Annotated in this window: 5 protein-coding genes; 3 read left to right on the top strand and 2 right to left on the bottom strand. The window is 72.5% G+C overall.

Annotation, left to right across the window (positions count from 1 at the left end):
- Nucleotides 1–1920, bottom strand: a 1920-nt coding sequence (locus tag PV396_RS10085) for a transketolase C-terminal domain-containing protein (protein ID WP_319202724.1), incomplete at its 3' end; no start/stop codon positions are given.
- A 1-nt stretch (nucleotide 1921) separates the two neighbouring features.
- Entirely contained in the window at nucleotides 1922–2872 is a 951-nt protein-coding gene (locus tag PV396_RS10090) for a thiamine pyrophosphate-dependent enzyme (RefSeq protein ID WP_319204042.1), read from the bottom strand.
- A 476-nt stretch (nucleotides 2873–3348) separates the two neighbouring features.
- Between PV396_RS10090 and PV396_RS10095 the strand changes: the two genes are divergently transcribed.
- The 3 genes from PV396_RS10095 to PV396_RS10105 all read left to right on the top strand — a co-directional run bounded on the left by PV396_RS10095 (nucleotide 3349) and on the right by PV396_RS10105 (nucleotide 18875).
- Nucleotides 3349–4686 carry a cysteate synthase gene (locus PV396_RS10095; protein ID WP_319202726.1) on the top strand — a complete coding sequence of 446 codons (1338 nt, stop codon included), beginning with the start codon at nucleotides 3349–3351 and terminating at the stop codon, nucleotides 4684–4686.
- 164 nt (nucleotides 4687–4850) lie between these two features.
- Nucleotides 4851–12524 carry a non-ribosomal peptide synthetase gene (locus tag PV396_RS10100; RefSeq protein ID WP_319202728.1) on the top strand — a complete coding sequence of 2558 codons (7674 nt, stop codon included), beginning with the start codon at nucleotides 4851–4853 and terminating at the stop codon, nucleotides 12522–12524.
- Between the two features lie 6 nt (nucleotides 12525–12530).
- Nucleotides 12531–18875 carry a non-ribosomal peptide synthetase gene (locus tag PV396_RS10105; RefSeq protein WP_319202730.1) on the top strand — a complete coding sequence of 2115 codons (6345 nt, stop codon included), beginning with the start codon at nucleotides 12531–12533 and terminating at the stop codon, nucleotides 18873–18875.
- Nucleotides 18876–18899: the final 24 nt, after the last annotated feature.

The raw sequence follows: 18899 nt of genomic DNA on the forward strand, positions 1-18899 counted from the left end.
CGGCGCGCTCAACGCACCCCGCACACCCGACACTTCAGATGTGCTCGGCGCACCTGGCGCACTCGGCACATCCGGCGCGCTGTCAGTATCCCGGTGGGCACGGACGAACCCCTCGGCGACCACGTCCGACGGGAGGCTACCCCCGGGCTGCCAGACGACCGACGTCGTCGGCGCGCTCGCGGCACCCGGCGCGCTCAACGCACCCCGCACACCCGACACTTCAGATGTGCTCGGCGCACCTGGCGCACTCGGCACATCCGGCGCGCTGTCAGTATCCCGGTGGGCGCGGACGAACCCCTCGGCGACCGCGTCCGACGGGAGGCTACCCCCGGGCCGCCGGACGACCGACGTCGCCGGCGCGCTCGCGGCACCCGGCGCACTCAACGCACCCCGCACACCCGACACGTCCGGCGCGCTCGGCACACCCGGCACTCTCGACACGCTCAGCGCTCCCGGCGCTCCCGGGGCACCCGGGGCGCTCTGGGCGCTCTGGGCGCTCTGGGCGCTCTGGGCGCTCTGGGCACACAACACACCCTGCGCACCCGGCGCTGCACCGGTCCCGGTGCCGTGCGCCGGAGTCGCACCGTTCCTCGCTGCCCGGCGCGTCGCCCCTCCCGTCCCGTAGCCGGTGAGGACCGCGCCCGAGTCGGCCTCGGGGGTGGTCTCCGTCACCGACAGCAGCGGTGCTCCCACCTCGACGATCTCGCCGGCGCGGCAGTGCAGGGCGGTCACCGTCCCGGCGAAGGGGGTCGGGAGGGTGATCACGGACTTGGCCGTCTCAACCTCGACGACGGGTTGATCGTGCGTGACGCTGTCGCCCACGGCGACCGTCCACTCCAGCACCTCGGCCTCCGCCAGCCCCTCGCCCAGGTCCGGCAGCAGGAAGGTGCGGTCCCCGGCAGCCGGGGCGACAGAGAACGCCGGCAGGGGCTGTCGTACGCCCTGGCCGCCGTCCGGCAGCAGACGCCGCAGGCCCGCCAGCACCCGGTGCACGCCTGGTAGATGGGCGTTCTCCAGCAGGGGCGGCGGATACGGGATGTCGAGACCGGTGACGCGCAGCACGGGCGCGCGCAGCGCGTCGAAACAGCTTTCCTGCACCCGGGCCGCGATCTCGGCGCCGACGCCGGCGAACCCCTGCGACTCGTGCACCACCAGACAGCGGCCGGTGCGCCGCACGGACTCGGTGAGCGCGTGGTCGTCGAGCGGGACGAGGGTGCGCAGGTCCAGCACCTCCACGTCGAGGCCTTCGGCGGCCGCCTCCCGCGCCGCCGTCAGGGCGACGGCGACCGACGGGCCGTAGGCGACGAGCGTGGCGTCGGTGCCGGGGCGGCGCACCGCCGCTGTGCCGAACGGCTCGCTCCGCAGGGGGAGTTGGATGTCCTCCTTGGTCCAGTAGTGGCGCTTGGGTTCCAGGAAGATCACCGGGTCCGGGTCCTCGATCGCTTCCCTCAGCAGTGAGTACGCGTCGCCGACGGTGGCGGGGGTGACGACCTTCAGGCCGGCCGTGTGCGCGTAGTAGGCCTCACTGGAGTCGCTGTGGTGCTCGACTCCGCCGATTCCGCCGCCGTAGGGGATACGGACGACCATGGGCAGGGCGAGGGTGCCGCGGGTGCGGTTGCGGAACTTGGCCACGTGGGAGGCGATCTGTTCGAACGCCGGGTAGGCAAACGCGTCGAACTGCATCTCCACCACCGGCCGGAATCCGGCCATCGCCATACCGACGGCGAGGCCGGCGATGCCCGCCTCCGCCACCGGGGTGTCGAAGCAGCGGCGGTCGCCGAAGGTGTCGGCGAGCCCGTCGGTGATCCGGAAGACACCGCCGAGCCGGCCGACGTCCTCGCCGAAGACGACAACGCGTTCGTCGGCGTCGAGCGCGTCCCGCAAAGCGGTGTTGAGGGCCTGTGCCATCGTGGCCGCCATCTCAGTGTCCCTCCAACTCGGCCCGCAGGGCGGCGCGTTGTGCGGTCAGTTGCGGGGTCGGGGCGCTGAAGACATGGTCGAACAGGGCGAGCGGGTCCGTCACGGGGTCCTCGGCGAACCGGATCCGCACCTCGGCGGCGTACGCCTCGGCCTCGGCCGCCGCCGCCCTGATGTCGTCCTCGGTGAGCAGTCCGCGGTCGCGCAGCCAGCTCTCGAGCCGGTCGATCGGGTCGCGCCCGCGCCAGTGCTCGGCCTCCTCGGCCGGACGGTAGCGGGAGGGGTCGTCGGCGCTGGTGTGCGGGGCCATCCGGTAGGTGTGCGCCTCGACCAGCCAGGGGCCGCCGCCCGCGCGCGCTTCCTCGACCGCCCTGCCCAGTACGGCGAGTACGGCCGCCACGTCGTTGCCGTCCACCTGCTCCGAGCGGACGCCGTAACCAACTCCCTTGTACGCCAGGCTCGGTGCCGCGCTCTGGGCCGAGAGCGGGACGGAGATGGCGTAGCGGTTGTTCTGCACCAGGAAGACCACGGGTGCCCGCAGGACGCCCGCGATACCCAGCGCCTCGTGGAAGTCGCCCTCGCTGGTGGCGCCGTCGCCGACGAGCGCGAGGGCGACCGTGTCGGTGCCCTTGAGGCGTTCGCCATGGGCCAGCCCGGTGGCGTGGGCGGCGTGGGTCGCCAGCGGAGTGCACTGGGGTGCGGTGCGGTGGCGCACGGGGTCGTAGCCGCAGTGACCGTCGCCGCGCAGCAGGGTCAGCGTCTCGACGGGGTCGATGCCCCGGCTGACCAGCGCCACGCAGTCGCGGTAGGTGGGGAACAGCCAGTCGGTCGGGCGCAGTGCCAGCGCGGCGCCCACCTGGCACGCCTCCTGGCCGAGGCTGGAGGGGTGGACCGCGAGCCGGCCCTGGCGGGCGAGCGCGGTCGCCTGTTCGTCGAAGCGGCGCCCCAGAACCATTTTCCGGTAGGCCGCGAGCAGCACGCCGGACTCCGGCAGGTCGTAGTCACCCTGCTCCGGGGCCGAATCGGCCCGTTCGCCCGGATCGCGTGTCGGCTCTTTTCCTTTCCATGGGAAAAAGCGCACCGGAACTTGAGAAGGAAGCCATTGCGAAGGTGAAAGTGAGGGCGCGAACAGAGAATCTGCCCGCTCGGCCAATGTCTCGTTCGTCGGTTGGTCGCCCAATTCCCCGCCGTCCTCTCCGTCAGGACGCGTGTGCGTCCCGGGTGCTGCAACAGGGCTAACACGGCCTCAGCTCCCTGATCGAGAAGGAGAGATGAAGCGGAACTGAACACTCCGAGGTTGCGTGTCGGCTCACTTGGAGGAACGGAAAGTCAACCCATCGTTGGTGCAACGGTAATTCTCGAGTCGCCCGTGATTTGCACGGCTCCGGTTGCAATTGACCAGCGAAGCACGGTCCTGCGGAAGGCAATGGAATGTCCCCCGTACGCCCCCAAGTACGCCCGGGAAATCGTCACTACACACTCGTCTGTTCCTCCTGCGGCAGCCGCTACGAGGACGACGGCCTGATTCTCGACTGCCCCCTGCCGCACGAACCGGCGTTCCTGCGCACTGAGTACTCCGCTCCCACTGGGTACTCCGCTCCCGCCGGGTACGAGGGTGCCGGCGGTCGCACCGACACCGGGCTGTTTCGCCATGCGGCTCTGCTGCCGGTGGCGCGGACCTTCCCCGGCGTGCCCGGCCCGGTCGTGCGGCGTGCCGACCGGCTCGGCCGGCGCATCGGCCTCGACCAGCTGTGGGTCGCCTTCAACGGGTACTGGCCGGAACACGGGGCGCATCTGCCGACCTGCACCTTCAAGGACTTCGAGGCGTACACGGTGCTCGGCCGGCTGCCCGCCGCCCCGCCCGTCCTGGTGATCCCCTCGGCGGGCAACACCGCCGCCGCCTTCGCGTGGGCCGCGACCCTCCATCAGGTGCCGTGCCTGCTCGTCGTACCCGACACGGCTCTGGCCGGTCTGCGCTTCCCCACCCCGCTCGACCCCTGCGTACGCGTCGTCGCCCTCGACGGTGCCGCCTACAGCGACGCCATCGCCTGCGCCGATCTGCTGGCCCGGCTCCCCGGTCACCAGGCGGAGGGCGGCAGCCGGAACGTCGGGCGCCGCGACGGCCTGGGCACGGTGATGCTGGCGGCGGCCGAGGCGATCGGCCGCCTGCCGGGGACCTACGTACAGGCGGTCGGCAGCGGCACGGGGGCCATCGGCGCCCATGAGGCGGCGCGCCGGATCCGGACCGACGACGAGGCCTTGCCGCGCCTGATGATGTGCCAGAACGCGCCCTTCGCCCCACTGTTCGAGGCCTGGCACCACGGCGGTCGCGCTCCGGCCGACCGGGAACACGAGCCGCTGGCTCGCGAACTGACCAACCGGCGACCGCCGTTCACCGTTCGCGGCGGGGTGCACGATGTGCTCACCGAGAGCGGCGGGGACGTTCTCCGCGTCGACAACGTTGCCGCTCTCGCCGCGATGGATCTGTTCGACGAGACCGAGGGCATCGACATCGAACCGGGCGCGGGAGTCGCGCTGGCCGCTCTCGCCGACGCGGTGCGTGCCGGGCTCGTCGACCGCGACGAACTGGTCCTCCTCAACATCACGGGCGGCGGCCGGGCCCGACAGGCCCGCGACCTGCGGCTCGTCCCCGCCGAGCCCTGGCTGCGTGTCCCCTGGCCCACCACCGGCGACGGCCCGGCCATGGTCGCCGAGCAGATCGGCCGCCATCTGACGTACGCGCCTGCCGCTGCCGGAGCGGCTCGTTGACGCACGACCGCCCGGGTGCGAGCGAGCGGCGCACAGCAAGCCCGCCGCCAGTCCCTGGGGGCCTGGCCGATGCACGAACACCCGCTCATTCACTGGCAGTTGAGCAGCACACAGCCTCCACGACAGCACGCCGCCCCTCCCCCACACCCCACCGGAGCACGTCGATGACTGTAAGCCGTGGCCTGGAGCCGTCCGCCGCCCAGCGCTCGATGTGGTTCGGCCAGCGGCTCGACGGCGCGGGTGCCGCCTACAACGTGGGCGAGTACACCGAGATCCACGGGCCCGTCGAACCGGAGCTGTTCCGGACGGCGGTGCGGCTGGTGGTGGACGCGACCGAGACGCTGCGGTCCCGGTTCGCGGCGGACGACGACGGCGTGCGGCTGCTGGTGGACGCCGGTCCCGAGCGGACGATGCCCGTCGTCGACGCGGCGGGGCTCGAGGCCGCGCGGGAGTGGATGGCGGACGACTTCGCCACGCCCTTCGACCTCGACCGGGGCCCGCTGTTCCGGTACGCGCTGCTGTGCCTGGCGGACGACCACTGGATCTGGTACCAGGCCTACCATCACATCGCGGTCGACGGCTTCAGCTGTTCCCTGATCGCCCGGCGGGTGGCCGACGCATACTCCGCGCTCGCGGCGGGCGTCCCGTACGCCCCGCCGACCGCGTCCCTCGCCCCGCTGATCGCCGCCGACCAGGCCTACCGCTCCGACGGACGGCACGACCGTGACCGCGCCCACTGGACGAGCTCCCTCGCCGACCTGTCGGACCCGGTGAGCCTGTCCGCCCGCCCGCCCCGGGTCGGCGACCACTTCCTGCGCCGCACCGGCCATCTCCCCGCACCTGCCGGTGACTTGGTGCACTCCGCCGCCGAACTCTCCGGAACCCGTTGGTCCCGCGTGGTCCTCGCGGCGACCGCCGCCTATCTGCACCGGCTCACCGGCACCCATGACATCGTCCTGGGCCTCGCCGTCACCGCCCGGGAGGACGAGAAGGAACTCGAGACCCCGGGCATGGCGTCCAACGTGCTGCCCCTACGGCTGTCCGTACGCCCGGACACCACCGCCGCCGACCTCGTACGGCAGACGGCTCGCGCCACCCGCGACCTGCTGGCTCACCAACGTCACCGGGGCGAGGACCTGCGCCGGGATCTGAACCTGCCGCCGGACGGCCCCCGTTACTTCGGGCCGGTCGTCAACATCATGGCCTTCGGGGCGGAGTTGCGCTTCGCCGGTCACCCGACCACCCGCCACAACCTGTCCACGGGCCCGGTCGAGGACCTCGCGGTCAACGTCTACGACCGTGCGGACGGCCAGGGCATCCGGATCGACCTCGACGCCGGTCCCGAGCACTACTCCGACGCCGAACTCACCGCCCACCACCGGTGTTTGCGCCACTTCGTGGACCGGTTCGCAGCGGCGGCAACCAAGCCCGACACGGTCGTGGGACGGGTGGAACTGACACTCCCCGGCGAGGAGGCGCGGCTCGACGGTCCGGTTCCCGTCGCCACTCCCGCCGTACGTGGGAGCAGCGTTCCGGCGCTGTTCGCGGCCCGCGTGGCAGCCGACCCCGACGGTGTCGCCGTCGTCCACGGTGAACTGGCGATCTCCGGCCGCGAGTTGAACGCCCGCGCAAACCGGCTCGCCCACCGGCTGCTGCGGCTGGGCATCCGGCCCGAGGACCGGGTCGCGGTCCTGATGCGCCGCTCCGACGAGCTGATCGTGGCGTTGCTGGCCGTCCTCAAGACGGGCGGCGCCTATGTCGGACTCGATCCGCGCGCCCCGGCCGCCCGTACCCGGTACATCCTCACGGAGACCGGTGCACCGGTACTGCTGACGGACGACACCACCGACAGCGGCTCGTACGACGGTCTTCATGCCGTCGTCTGCACGGACCCCTCCCTCGTCACCGAGCCGGACACCGACCCCGAAGTGCCCGTGCATGCCGCCCAGTTGGCCTACGTCAGTTACACCTCGGGCTCCACCGGTACACCCAAGGGCGTAGCCGTCACCCATGGGGACGTCGTCGCGCTGGCCGCCGACTCGGCGTTCGGGGGCGGCGCGCACGCACGGGTGCTCGTCCATTCGCCGACCGCGTTCGACGCGTCCACGTACGAGATGTGGGTGCCGTTGCTGGGCGGGGGCACCGCCGTGGTCACGGGGGCGGGCGGGGCCGACGAGTACATCGACGCGGCCGGTGTCGCCCGGCTGACCGCCCGGCACGGGCTGACGGCGCTGTGGCTGACGGCCGGGTTGTTCCGGCTCGCCGCCGAGCAGGACCCGGGCTGCTTCGCCGGGCTGCGCCAGGTGTGGGCCGGTGGCGAAGCCGTCCCCGCCTCCGCCGTGCGCCGGGTCATGGCGGCGTGTCCGGGTCTGACGGTCACCAATGGCTACGGCCCGACCGAGACGACCACCTTCGCGACCTGCCGTCCCTTTCCGGGCGGCGCGGAGGTGCCCGACACGCTGCCCATCGGCCGACCGCTCGACGGTATGCGCGCCTACGTCCTCGACAGCGCTCTGCGGCCCCTGCCGACGGGCGTCGTCGGTGAGCTGTACGTGGCCGGGCCCGGAGTGGCGCGCGGCTACCTCGGCCGGCCCGACGCGACCGCCGAACGCTTCACCGCCGATCCGTACGGCCCGCCGGGCACCCGTATGTACCGCACCGGGGACCGCGTCCGTGTGGACGGGAACGGCGAGCTGGAGTTCCACGGGCGGGCCGACGGTCAGGTCAAGCTGCGCGGCTTCCGCGTCGAACCCGGCGAGGTCGAAACCGTACTCGCCGCCCATCCGCAGGTCGCCCAGGCGCTCGTGCTCGTCCGCGAGGACCGCCCCGGCGACCGGCGACTGGTCGCCTACGTGGTGCCCGCCCCGGGCCCGCGCCCCGAGCCGGAGACCCTGCGTGCCCACGTTGCCGCACAGTTGCCCGGTCCCCTGGTCCCCTCCGCCGTCGTACCACTGGACCGGCTGCCGTTGACCGCCAACGGCAAGCTGGACCGTGCTGCCCTGCCGGTTCCCCACGTGGAGAGCGGCAGCCGCGACGCACGGGCTCCACGAAACACGCACGAAGAAGTCCTCTGCGGCCTCTTCGCAGACGTCCTGGGGCTGCCCGTCGTCGGCCCGGACGACAACTTCTTCGCACTCGGCGGCCATTCACTGCTCGCCCTGCGCCTGATCGGCCGGATCCGTGCCACGCTGGGTGTCGACCTGAGCCTGCGCGACCTGTTCGAGGCGCCCACCCCGGCGACGGCTCTCGCCGGTCCGCTCGTGGGACCCCTCGACGCTCTTCGCGTCGGCACGGATGCGGTCGTACGGGTCGTATCGCGGCCGGTGGCCGGAGCAGTCCCCGACGAGACCCCGTTGTCCTCCGCCCAGCGGCGCCTGTGGTTCCTCGACCGGCTCGAGGAGTCCGGCGCGGCCTATCACATCCCGCTCGCCGTACGGTTCACCGGCGCCGCCCTCGACCAGGACGCGCTGCGTCTGGCGCTGGCCGATCTGGTCACCCGGCACGAGATCCTGCGCACGGTCTATCCGGACATCGACGGCACCCCGCGCCAGCGGCTGCTCGACCCCGCCGCCGCCCGGCCCCGGCTGGATGTCAGCGGGGTCACGCAGGCCGAACTGCCGGACCGACTGGCCGAGTTGGCGGGCCAGGAGTTCCGGCTCACCGAGGACATCCCGCTCCGCGCCCATCTGCTCGTCCTCGGCCCCGAGGACCACGTCCTGCTCCTGCTGCTGCACCACATCGCCGCCGACGGCTGGTCCCTGGATCCCCTCACCCGCGATCTGGACGCCGCCTACCGGGCCCGCCAGGAGAACCGGGTCCCGGACTGGACGCAACTGCCGGTTCAGTACGCCGACTTCGCCGTCTGGCAGGGAGAGCAGACCAGCCCGGCCACTCATCTCGCGTACTGGACAACCGCGTTGGCAGGTCTTCCCGACGAACTCCCCCTGCCGACCGACCGCCCCCGCCCGGCCCGTGCCACGCACCGGGGCGGCGACATCCCCGTACTTCTGGACGCGGCGCTCCACAGGCGGGTGCGCGTCCTCGCCGGGGAGACAGGCACGACGCCGTTCATGGTCGTCCAGGCAGCACTGGCCGCCCTGTTGACCCGGCTCGGGGCGGGCACCGACATCCCTCTCGGCACGCCGGTCGCAGGGCGCGCCGACGAGGCGCTGGACGATCTGGTCGGCTGTTTCCTGAACACTCTCGTCCTGCGCACCGACACCTCCGGCGACCCCACCTTCCGGGAGTTGCTGGAGCGGGTCCGGGAGAGCGACCTCGCGGCCTACGCCCACCAGGACCTGCCGTTCGAGCAGTTGGTCGAGGCTCTCAACCCGCCTCGTTCACCGGCCCGGCACCCGCTGTTCCAGGTGATGCTCGCCTTCCGGCCCGGCGCCGAACCGCGCCTGGACCTGCCCGGCGTCACCACCCGGACGCTGCCCGTGGAGACCGGCGCGACCAAGATCGACCTCACCTTCAACCTCGGTGAACGGCAGGCCGCCGACGGGTCACCGGACGGCATCGAGGGCATCCTGCAGTACAGCGCCGACCTGTTCGACCGGACCACGGCCGTGGAACTCGCCGCCCGGCTGGAACGGCTGCTGCGGACCGCCCTCGACGATCCCGACCGGCCCGTGGGCAGGCTCGGCATCCTCGGGCCGGACGAACGACGGCGCCTGCTCGTCGAGTTCAACGACACCGCCCATGACGTGCCGGAGACGCCGTTCCACCGGATGTTCGAGGCGTGGTCGGCGCTGACCCCGGACGCGGTGGCCGTGACCGACGCGCACACTGAACTGACGTACCGTCAACTCGACTTGCGAGCCGAGCGGTTGGCGCGGGCTCTGGTCTCGTTCGGTGCCGGACCAGGCCGGGTCGTCGCCTTCGCGCTCCCCCGGTCTGTCGACCTCGCGGTGGCGGTACTGGCCGTCCTCAAGGCGGGCGCCGCCTATCTGCCGCTCGACCCGGAGCATCCGGCCGAGCGGACCGCCCATCTGTTGTCCGACGCCGGCCCGGTGTGCGTCATCACCGGGGACCCGATCACGGTCGACTGCCCGCTCGTGCATCCCGACACCGACGGCCCCGACACCGGGACCCCGCTGCCCGACACCCGACCCGCCGATCCGGCCTACCTGATCTACACCTCCGGCACCACCGGGCGTCCCAAGGGCGTGGTCGTCGAGCACCGCAACCTCACCACCTACGTGGCCCGTTGTGTGTCCGCGTACCCGAGTCTGCGCGGCGCCTCGCTGCTGCACGCCACGATGTCCTTCGACGCCACCGTGACAACCCTGCACGGAGCACTCGCCGCGGGCGGCCGGGTGCACATCGCCGCCGTCCACGAAGCGGGCGCGGACCCGCTGCCCGGCGGTTACACCTTCCTCAAGGCGACCCCCAGCCATCTCGCCCTGCTGCCCGCCCTGCCGTACGACATCTCGCCGAGCGAGGAGTTCATGCTCGGCGGGGAGGCCCTCGTCGGGGAGGCCCTGCGCGCCTGGCGCCGGGAGCATCCCCACGTACGGCTGGTCAACCACTACGGCCCGACCGAGCTCACCGTCGGCTGCACCGACCACCGCATCGAACCCGGTGACGACCTGCCGTCCGGCCCGGTGCCCGTGGGGCGCCCCATGTGGAACACCCGCGCCCACGTCCTGGACGCCTGGCTCAACCCGGTCCCGGTCGGCATCGAGGGTGAGCTGTACGTGTCGGGCGACCAGGTGGCCCGGGGGTACTGGAACCGGCCCGGGCTGACCGCCGAACGGTTCGTCGCCGATCCGTACGGGCCGCCGGGGACCCGGATGTACCGCACCGGCGACCTGGCCGTGCGGCGGGCCGACGGTGTCCTGGAACTGCGAGGGCGGGCCGACGGGCAACTCAAGATCCGGGGGCTGCGGATCGAGCCGGGCGAGGTCGAGGGTGCGCTGACCGCGCACGGTGACGTCGAGCAGGCCGCGGTGGTGGTTCGCGAGGACCGGCCCGGCGTACGGCGGCTGGTCGGCTACCTCGTGGGAGCCCGCGGCCTCGACGGCGACGACGTACGGGCGTTCGCGGCACGGCGGTTGCCCGAGCACATGGTGCCGGAGGCGTTCGTCGTGCTGGACGCCCTCCCGATGACGCCGAACGGCAAGCTGGACCGGTCCGCGCTGCCCGTGCCCGACGTCACGGCCGTCGAGGTGGCGCGCGCTCCGCGCACTCGGGGCGAGGAGACCCTGCGGGGACTGTTCGCCGAGATCCTCGGCCGGGACCCGCGCGATGTGGGCGTGGACGACGGGTTCTTCGACCTCGGTGGCGACAGCATCGCCTCCATCCATCTCGTCAGCCGCGCTCTCACGGCGGGGCTGCGCCTCACGCCGCGTGATGTCTTCGAGCAGCGGACGGTCGCCGGGCTCGCCACCGTGGCCGCGGGGCGTCCGGCCCCGGCACGGGGGTCCATTCAGGAACCGGCGGTCGGTGAACTGCCGTTGACCCCGGCCATGCACCGGTTGCGTGAACGCGGCGGCCCCATCGGTTCGTTCAGCCAGTCGGCGCTCCTCGTGACACCCGCCGGAGCCGACGAGAAGCGGCTCGCGGGCGCCCTCCAGGCCGTACTCGACCACCATGACGTGCTGAGGATGCGCGTGACGACCGACGGCGACTGGACCGCGTACATTCCGCCGCCCGGGAGCGTGGACGCGGCCGAACAGCTGGAGCGGGTCGCCGTGCCCGACGGGGACTTCGGGGCGGCGATCGAGGTACCGGTCTCCCGACTGAGGCCGAGCGAGGGCGAGTTGGTTCGTGCCGTCTGGTACGACGCGGGTCCTGATCGTCCCGGACGGCTGTTGCTGACGGTTCATCATCTGGCCGTCGACGGCGTGTCCTGGGGGATCCTCCGCAACGATCTGGCCGCCGCCTGGCGGGACGAGCAACTGCCGCCGTCCGGAACACCGTTCAGGCAGTGGGCACGGCTGCTGGAGCGCGCCGCCGAGCCGCGTTCCGGTGAACTGGAGCTCTGGCAACGGCTGTTGGGCGCCCACGACCCGTTGCTGGGCGGGCGGCGTCCCGACCCCGCGCAGGATGTCGTCGCCGCGATGCGTCACCTCATCCGTGCTCTCCCGGCCGCACAGACCACCGACCTGCTCACCACGGTCCCTACCGCCTTCCACGCCGGTCCCGACGACGTCCTGCTCGCCGCCCTCGCTCTCGCCTTCGCGCGGTGGCGCCACCATCCGGCACTGCTGCTGGACATCGAGCGGCACGGCCGCGAGGAACTCGCCGAGGGGGTCGACCTGTCCCGGACCGTGGGCTGGTTCACCAGCACCGTCCCGGCGCGGCTCGACCTCACCGGTCTCGCCCTGGAGGACACCGCCCAGGTGCTCAGGAGCGTCAAGGAGCAGCTGCGGGCCGTACCCGACCACGGCATCGGCCACGGTCTGCTGCGCCACCTCAACCCGGCCATCGGAGCGACGCTGAGCGCGCTTCCGGCCCCGCAGATCGGCTTCAACTACCTGGGACGCACACCCGCCGCCGACCCGCGGCCGGCCGACTGGTCCGCGGCGCCCGAACCGCTTCCCGGCGCGCTCGCCCTCGGCGCCGCCCACGATCCCGGCCTGCCCGTGGCTCATGGTCTGGAGATCACCGTCGTGGCCGGCGAGGAGGGGCTGCGGGCCACCTGGTCATGGGCTCCCGGGATCTGGTCGGAGGCCGATGTGAGCGCCCTCGCCGGGCTGTGGTGCGACGCCCTGACCGCACTGACCCATGCCACCGCGGAGGGCGGACGGACCCCGTCCGACCTGCCGCTGGTGTCGCTGTCCCAAGCAGAGATCGCCGAACTCGAAGCCGAGTTCGGAAGCGAGTGGAGGTAACCCACGGTGACTCGGTCCGGAATCTCCGACATCCTGCCCCTGTCCCCGTTGCAGGAGGGACTTCTCTTCCACGCCCTGTACGACGACGACCTGGCCCCCGACGTCTACGCCGCCCAGCAGGTCCTGGAGCTCACCGGCGAGGTGGACCCCGCCGCCGTACGAGCCGCCGGGCAGGCCCTGCTCGACCGGCATCCGAACCTGCGTGCCTGCTTCCGCCGGCGGGAGACCGGACAGCCGTTCCAGATCGTGCCCACGGATGTCGAACTCCCGTGGTCGGAAGTCGACTTGGCCACCAAGGACGACGAGGCCGAGCGTGACCTCGCATGGCAGCGGCTGCTCGACGACGAGCGCACTCGCCGCTTCGACCTGTCCAGGCCGCCGCTTCTGCGCCATCTGCTCGTCCGATGGGCCCCCGACCGCTACCGGCTGGTGATCACCAACCATCACATCCTGCTCGACGGCTGGTCCAAGCAGTTGCTCGTCCGGGAGTTCAGCGCCCTGTACGCGGGCGAGCACCCGACCGCGCTTCCCACCGTGCCGCCGTACCGCGACTACCTGGCCTGGCTGGCCCGACAGGACCGCACCGCCGCCGAACGGGCCTGGCAGGGCGCTCTCGCGGGGCTGACCGGGCCCACACTGCTGGCTCCCGGCGCCGCTCCCGCCACGCCTGCCCTCCCCCGCGAACTCGTCGTGGAGCTTTCTGAGGAGCTCACCGCCCGCGCCGAGACGACGGCGCGTGCGGTCGGTGTCACGCTCAACACCCTGGTGCAGGCGGCCTGGGGTGTACTGCTGGGCCGGTTGACCGGGCGCACCGACGCCGTCTTCGGCCAGACCGTCACGGTTCGCCCGCCCGAGCTGCCGAACGTGGCGTCGATGGTGGGGTTCTGTATCAACACCGTTCCCACGCACGTCCGTTGGGACGAGGAGGCCACCGTCGCCGACCTCCTCACCGGCATCCGGAGCCGACAGGCGGACCTGCTGCCGCACCAGTATCTGGGCCTCGCGGACATACGGCGTGCCACCAATACGGGCGATCTGTTCGACACCCTGCTGGCGTTCGAGAACTACCCCGCGTCCGCCGCCAAGGGCGGCGCCGCCCAGGTCACCCGGATCACCGCCCGCGACGCCACCCACTACCCGCTCACCCTCTCCGTCCTGCCCGGCCGCCGTCTGGCGCTGCGCCTGTCCTACCGTCCCGACCTGTACGACGGGACGGGCGTCCGCACCCTGCTGGACCGTTTCGCCGAGGTCCTGGCGGCTCTCGCGGCCAACCCGGCGTGTCCCGTGCGTGAGGTGGAGGCGCTACTGCCGGGCGAGCGGGAACGCCTGACGGCCCGACCGGCCGCGGCGGCCGAACCGGCCGTCACTCTTCCCGAACTCTTCGCCCAGCAGGTCGCCCGCACCCCCGGCGCGACGGCGGTCGTGCACGACGAAACCCGTCTCACGTACGCGGAACTCGACGAGCGGTCCAACCGCCTGGCGCACCTGCTCGGGGAACGAGGCGCCGGCCCGGAGAAGCTGGTCGCCCTCGCCCTGCCGCGTACGCCCGATCTGGTGGTGGCGGTGCTGGCGGTCCTGAAGACCGGCGCCGCCTATGTACCGATGGACCCGGAGTATCCGGCGGAGCGGCTGGAGTTCATGCTGGCCGACGCGGATCCGGTGCTGCTGCTGACGTCGGACGACCTGTCCGCCGCGCGGACGCCGACCGGTGGAGCGCCCGTGATCACGGTGACCGAGGCGCTCAACCACCCTGCCTGCGCACTGCAGTTGCCGCCTCCGGCGCCCGCCAACACCGCCTACGTGATCTACACGTCAGGCTCCACCGGCCGCCCCAAGGGCGTCTCCGTCCCGCACGCCAACGTCGTTCGGCTCTTCGCGTCGACCCGGAACTGGTTCGACTTCGGGCCGGACGACGTGTGGACGCTGTTCCACTCGTACGCCTTCGACTTCTCGGTGTGGGAACTGTGGGGCGCGCTGCTCCACGGCGGCACGCTGGTGGTCGTGCCGTTCGCGGTGAGCCGTGAACCGGAGGAGTTCCTGGAGCTGTTGGTACGCGAGCGCGTCACCGTGCTGAACCAGACCCCGTCGGCCTTCGGCGAACTGCTGCGCGCGGACGCCGCCCTGCCGGAGGTGGGGCGTGAACTTGCCCTGCGGTACGTGGTGTTCGGCGGCGAGGCACTCGACTTCGCAAGGGTCGGCGACTGGTACACCCGGCATCCGCAGGACGCGCCCGTCCTGGTCAACATGTACGGCATCACCGAGACGACGGTCCATGTCACCGGCCTGCCGCTGACCGAGAGCGCGGTCAGGGACGCCCAGGGGTCGATCGGCCGTGCCATCCCCGACCTGCGCACGTATGTGCTGGACGTGGGGCTGCGGCTCGTACCGCCCGGTGTCACCGGTGAGTTGTACGTGGCCGGGGCGGGCCTCGCCCGCGGGTATCTGGGCCGGCCGGGGCTGACGGCCGGGCGGTTCGTGGCCGATCCGTTCGGGGGCCCCGGCGAGCGCATGTACCGCACGGGTGATCTGGCGCGCAGGTCTGCGGACGGCGAGCTGGAGTACGCCGGGCGGGCCGACAGCCAGGTCAAGATCCGCGGTTTCCGCATCGAACTCGGCGAGGTGGAGGCGGCGTTGACCGACCATCCCGAGGTCGCCCGGGCGGTCGTCGTCGAGCGGGACGCGCGGTTGGTCGCCTACGTCGTCGGTCGGGCCGCCCTGGACGCGGACAACCTGCGCCGCCACACGGGTCGCACGCTCCCCGAGCACATGGTGCCCAGTGCCGTGGTCGTCCTGGACCGGCTGCCGCTGACCGCGAACGGCAAGCTGGACCGGGCGGCCCTGCCCGAGCCCGACGTGTCGTCCGGTGGGGGCCGTGCCCCGCGTACCCCGCAGGAGGAGATCCTGTGCGGCCTGTTCGCCGATGTCCTCGGCCTGGCGGCGCACCGGGTGGGCGCGGACGACGGGTTCTTCGACCTCGGCGGCGACTCCCTGCTCGCCATGCGGCTGACCGACCGGATCAGGGGCGCGCTCGGCGTCACGCTGCCTGTCCGCGCGGTCTTCGAGGCACCGACACCGGCCGGACTGGCCGAACGGCTGAACTCCGAGGACGCCGTACGACGCCCCGAACTCGCCCCGTACGAACGGGGACACGCCCCGATTCCGCTGTCGTACGCCCAGCAGCGACTGTGGTTCATGAGCCGTCTCGACGCGGGCAACAGCGGCTACACCGTCCCCTGGGCCCTGCGCCTGACCGGCTCGCTGGACCGGTCGGCGCTTCGGGCGGCCCTCACCGATCTCGTGGCCCGCCACGAGCCGCTGCGCACCCTCTACCCCGACTTCATGGGCACCCCGTACCAGCGCGTCCTCGACCCGGAGGCGGCCCGGCCGGAGCTCGACGTCGTCGCGACCACCGAGACCGAACTTCCGGCGCTGCTCACCGCCGCAGCCCGTCAACGTTTCGACCTGTCGTCCGAACTCCCGCTGCGCGCGACCCTGTACGGGCTCGGCGACGACACACACGTCCTGGTGCTCCTCGCCCACCACATCGCGGTCGACGGCTGGTCCATGGCACCCCTGATGCGCGACCTGGAGACGGCGTACGCGGCACGGAGTGCGCAGAGTGCCCCGGAGTGGCGGCAACTGCCGGTGACGTACGCCGACTTCGCGCAGTGGCAGCGCGAACTGTTGGGCGCCGCGACCGAGCCAGGAAGCCTGATGTACCGTCAGATCGACTTCTGGCGTGACGCGTTGGCAGGCGCTCCGGACGAGCTGCCCCTCCCGGCGGACCGTCCGAGGCCCGCCGAACCCAGCGGTGACGGCGACCGGGCCGCCCTCACCATCCACGCCGAACTGCACGCGGCCCTCGTCGACCTCGCCGCCGATGCCAAGGTCACCCTCTTCATGGTGCTACAGGCGGGGCTCGCCGCCCTGTTGACCCGGCTCGGCTCCGGTACCGACATCACCCTCGGCACGCCCGTCGCCGGTCGCCCCGACGCGGGGCTGGACAACCTGGTCGGGTTCTTCGTGAACAGCCTCACCCTGCGCACGGACACCTCGGGCAACCCCTCCTTCCGCGAACTGCTGCACAGGGTCCGGGAGTTCGACCTCGCCGCCTACGCCCACCAGGACGTGCCGTTCGACCTCCTCGTGGACGCCCTCAGCCCGGAACGCACCCTCGCCCGCCATCCCCTCTTCCAAGTGGTGATCGCCTTCACAGGCCACGCCGCGCACCCCGGCCTCGCCCTGCCCGGCCTGGACGTGACCCGGGAATACGTGGAGACCGGCGCCGCCCGCTTCGACCTCTCGCTCTATCTGAGCGAGCGCCGCGAGTACGACGGCAGCCCGGCGGGCATCGACGGCATCGCCGAGTACAGCACCGACCTGTTCGACCCGGCCACGGTCGAGCGGCTCGCGCGGGTACTCGTGCGTCTGCTGACCGCTGTCGCCGACGACCCCGGTGTACGCATCGAACACGTGGATCTGCTGGGCGACGACGAGCTCTTCCCGGCACCGGTTCGCGGGACGCTGGCGGAAGCCGGGGCCGGGGCTACGGATGCCCCGGGGCACCCCGTCGACCCGGAACCCGCCAACCCCGCCGAGCGCGTCCTCGCCGCGCTCTTCCGTGAACTGCTCAACCTGCCCGAAGTCCCCCTCGACGAGGACTTCTTCGCCCTCGGCGGCGACAGCATCTCCTCGATCCGGCTGGTGAGCCGGGCGGCCGAGGCGGGGGTCGTGATCAGTGCCCGGGACGTGTTCAAGCACCAGACGGTGCGGGAACTCGCCGCCGTGGCACGCGGACCCGTCGGCGGTGCCCCCGTCGCCGACCGGCGAGACGCGGGCGCGTCCCTCGTCCATCTTCCCGCCGACGACGGTACGGGCCCCGTCCCGCTGACCCCCGTCATGCGCTGGCTGCTCGAACGCGGCGGCCCGATCGGCCGGTTCAGTCAGTCCGTGCTGCTGACGGTCCCGCCGACGGCCGACCTGCCCCACCTGGCCGAGGCTCTGCAGAGCCTCCTCGACCATCACGACATGCTCCGGTCCCGGCTCGACACCGGCTCCGAACCGACTGCCGAGCCGGTACTCGACGTACGCCCGGGCGGTACGGTGCGTGCCGCCGACCTGCTTCGCCGCCGGGCGGTCTCCGCCAAGGACGACCTCCACGCGGCGGTGGCCGAGGAGTTCGACCGGGCCGTGGGCCGGCTCGATCCGGCGGCCGGGGACATGGTCCGGGCCGTGTGGTTCGACGCCGGGCCCCAGCGGCCCGGACGGTTGCTGCTGGTCGCCCATCACCTGGTCGTGGACGGCGTGTCCTGGCGCATCCTCGTACCCGACCTGGAGACCGCCTGGGCGGCCGTCGCGGCAGGCCGGCGGCCCGAACTGGCCGCTGTCGGCACGTCGTTCCGCCGCTGGGCCACCGTGCTGGGCGAACAGGCGGTGACGCCGTCGAGGATCGCCGAGGCCGAGCTGTGGCACGCCGTCGTGGACGCCCCGCGCACCCCGCTGGGCGCGCGACCGCTCGACCCCGACCGGGACACCGCCGCCACCACCCGCTCGCTGCGCCTGACCCTGCCGCCCGAGACGACCGGCGCCCTGCTCACCACCGTCCCGGCCGCCTTCCGTGCCGGTGTTCAGGATGTCCTGCTGACCGGCCTCGCCCTGGCCGTCGCCGACCTCCAGGGCTCCCCGCACGTCGTTGTCGACGTCGAGGGCCACGGCCGTGAGGAGCTGACGCCGGGGCTCGAACTGTCGCGCACGGTGGGCTGGTTCACCTCGCAGTACCCCGTCCACCTGGACCTGTCGGGCGTGGACGTGGCCGACGCGCTGGCCGCCGGGCCGGCCGCCGAGGTGGCCGTCACCAGGATCGCCGAGCGCCTGCGCGAACTGCCCGACCACGGCACGGGTTACGGTCTCCTGCGCCACCTCAACCCGGACACGTCCGCCGTGTTGGCGAAGGCGCCCGTGCCGGCCATCGGCTTCAACTACCTCGGCCGGTTCACGGCTCCCGCCGCTACCCCCGACACCTGCCCCGGCACCGGGCTGTGGGCCTTCGCTCCCGAGTCGTCGGCGCTCGGCACCGGCGCCGACCCCGGCCTCGCCGCCGCCCACGTACTCGAGCTCAACGCGGTCGTCCACGACACGGGAACGGGCGGCACCGGACCGCGTCTGCACGCCGACTGGTCCTGGCCCGACGGCGTGGTGACCGAGCCGGAGGTGCGGGCACTGGCCGGGTCCTGGTTCGCCGCGCTCACCGCGCTCGCGTCGCGGACGGACGACGAAAACGGCGACGGCCTGTCGGTCGGGGATCTGTCCCGGGACGAGCTCGACGAACTGGCGGCGGGCCTCGACAGTTGACCACGCCAAGTCCCACAAGTCAGC

The organism is Streptomyces sp. ME02-8801-2C (genome assembly GCF_033793965.1).
Lineage (GTDB): Bacteria > Actinomycetota > Actinomycetes > Streptomycetales > Streptomycetaceae > Streptomyces.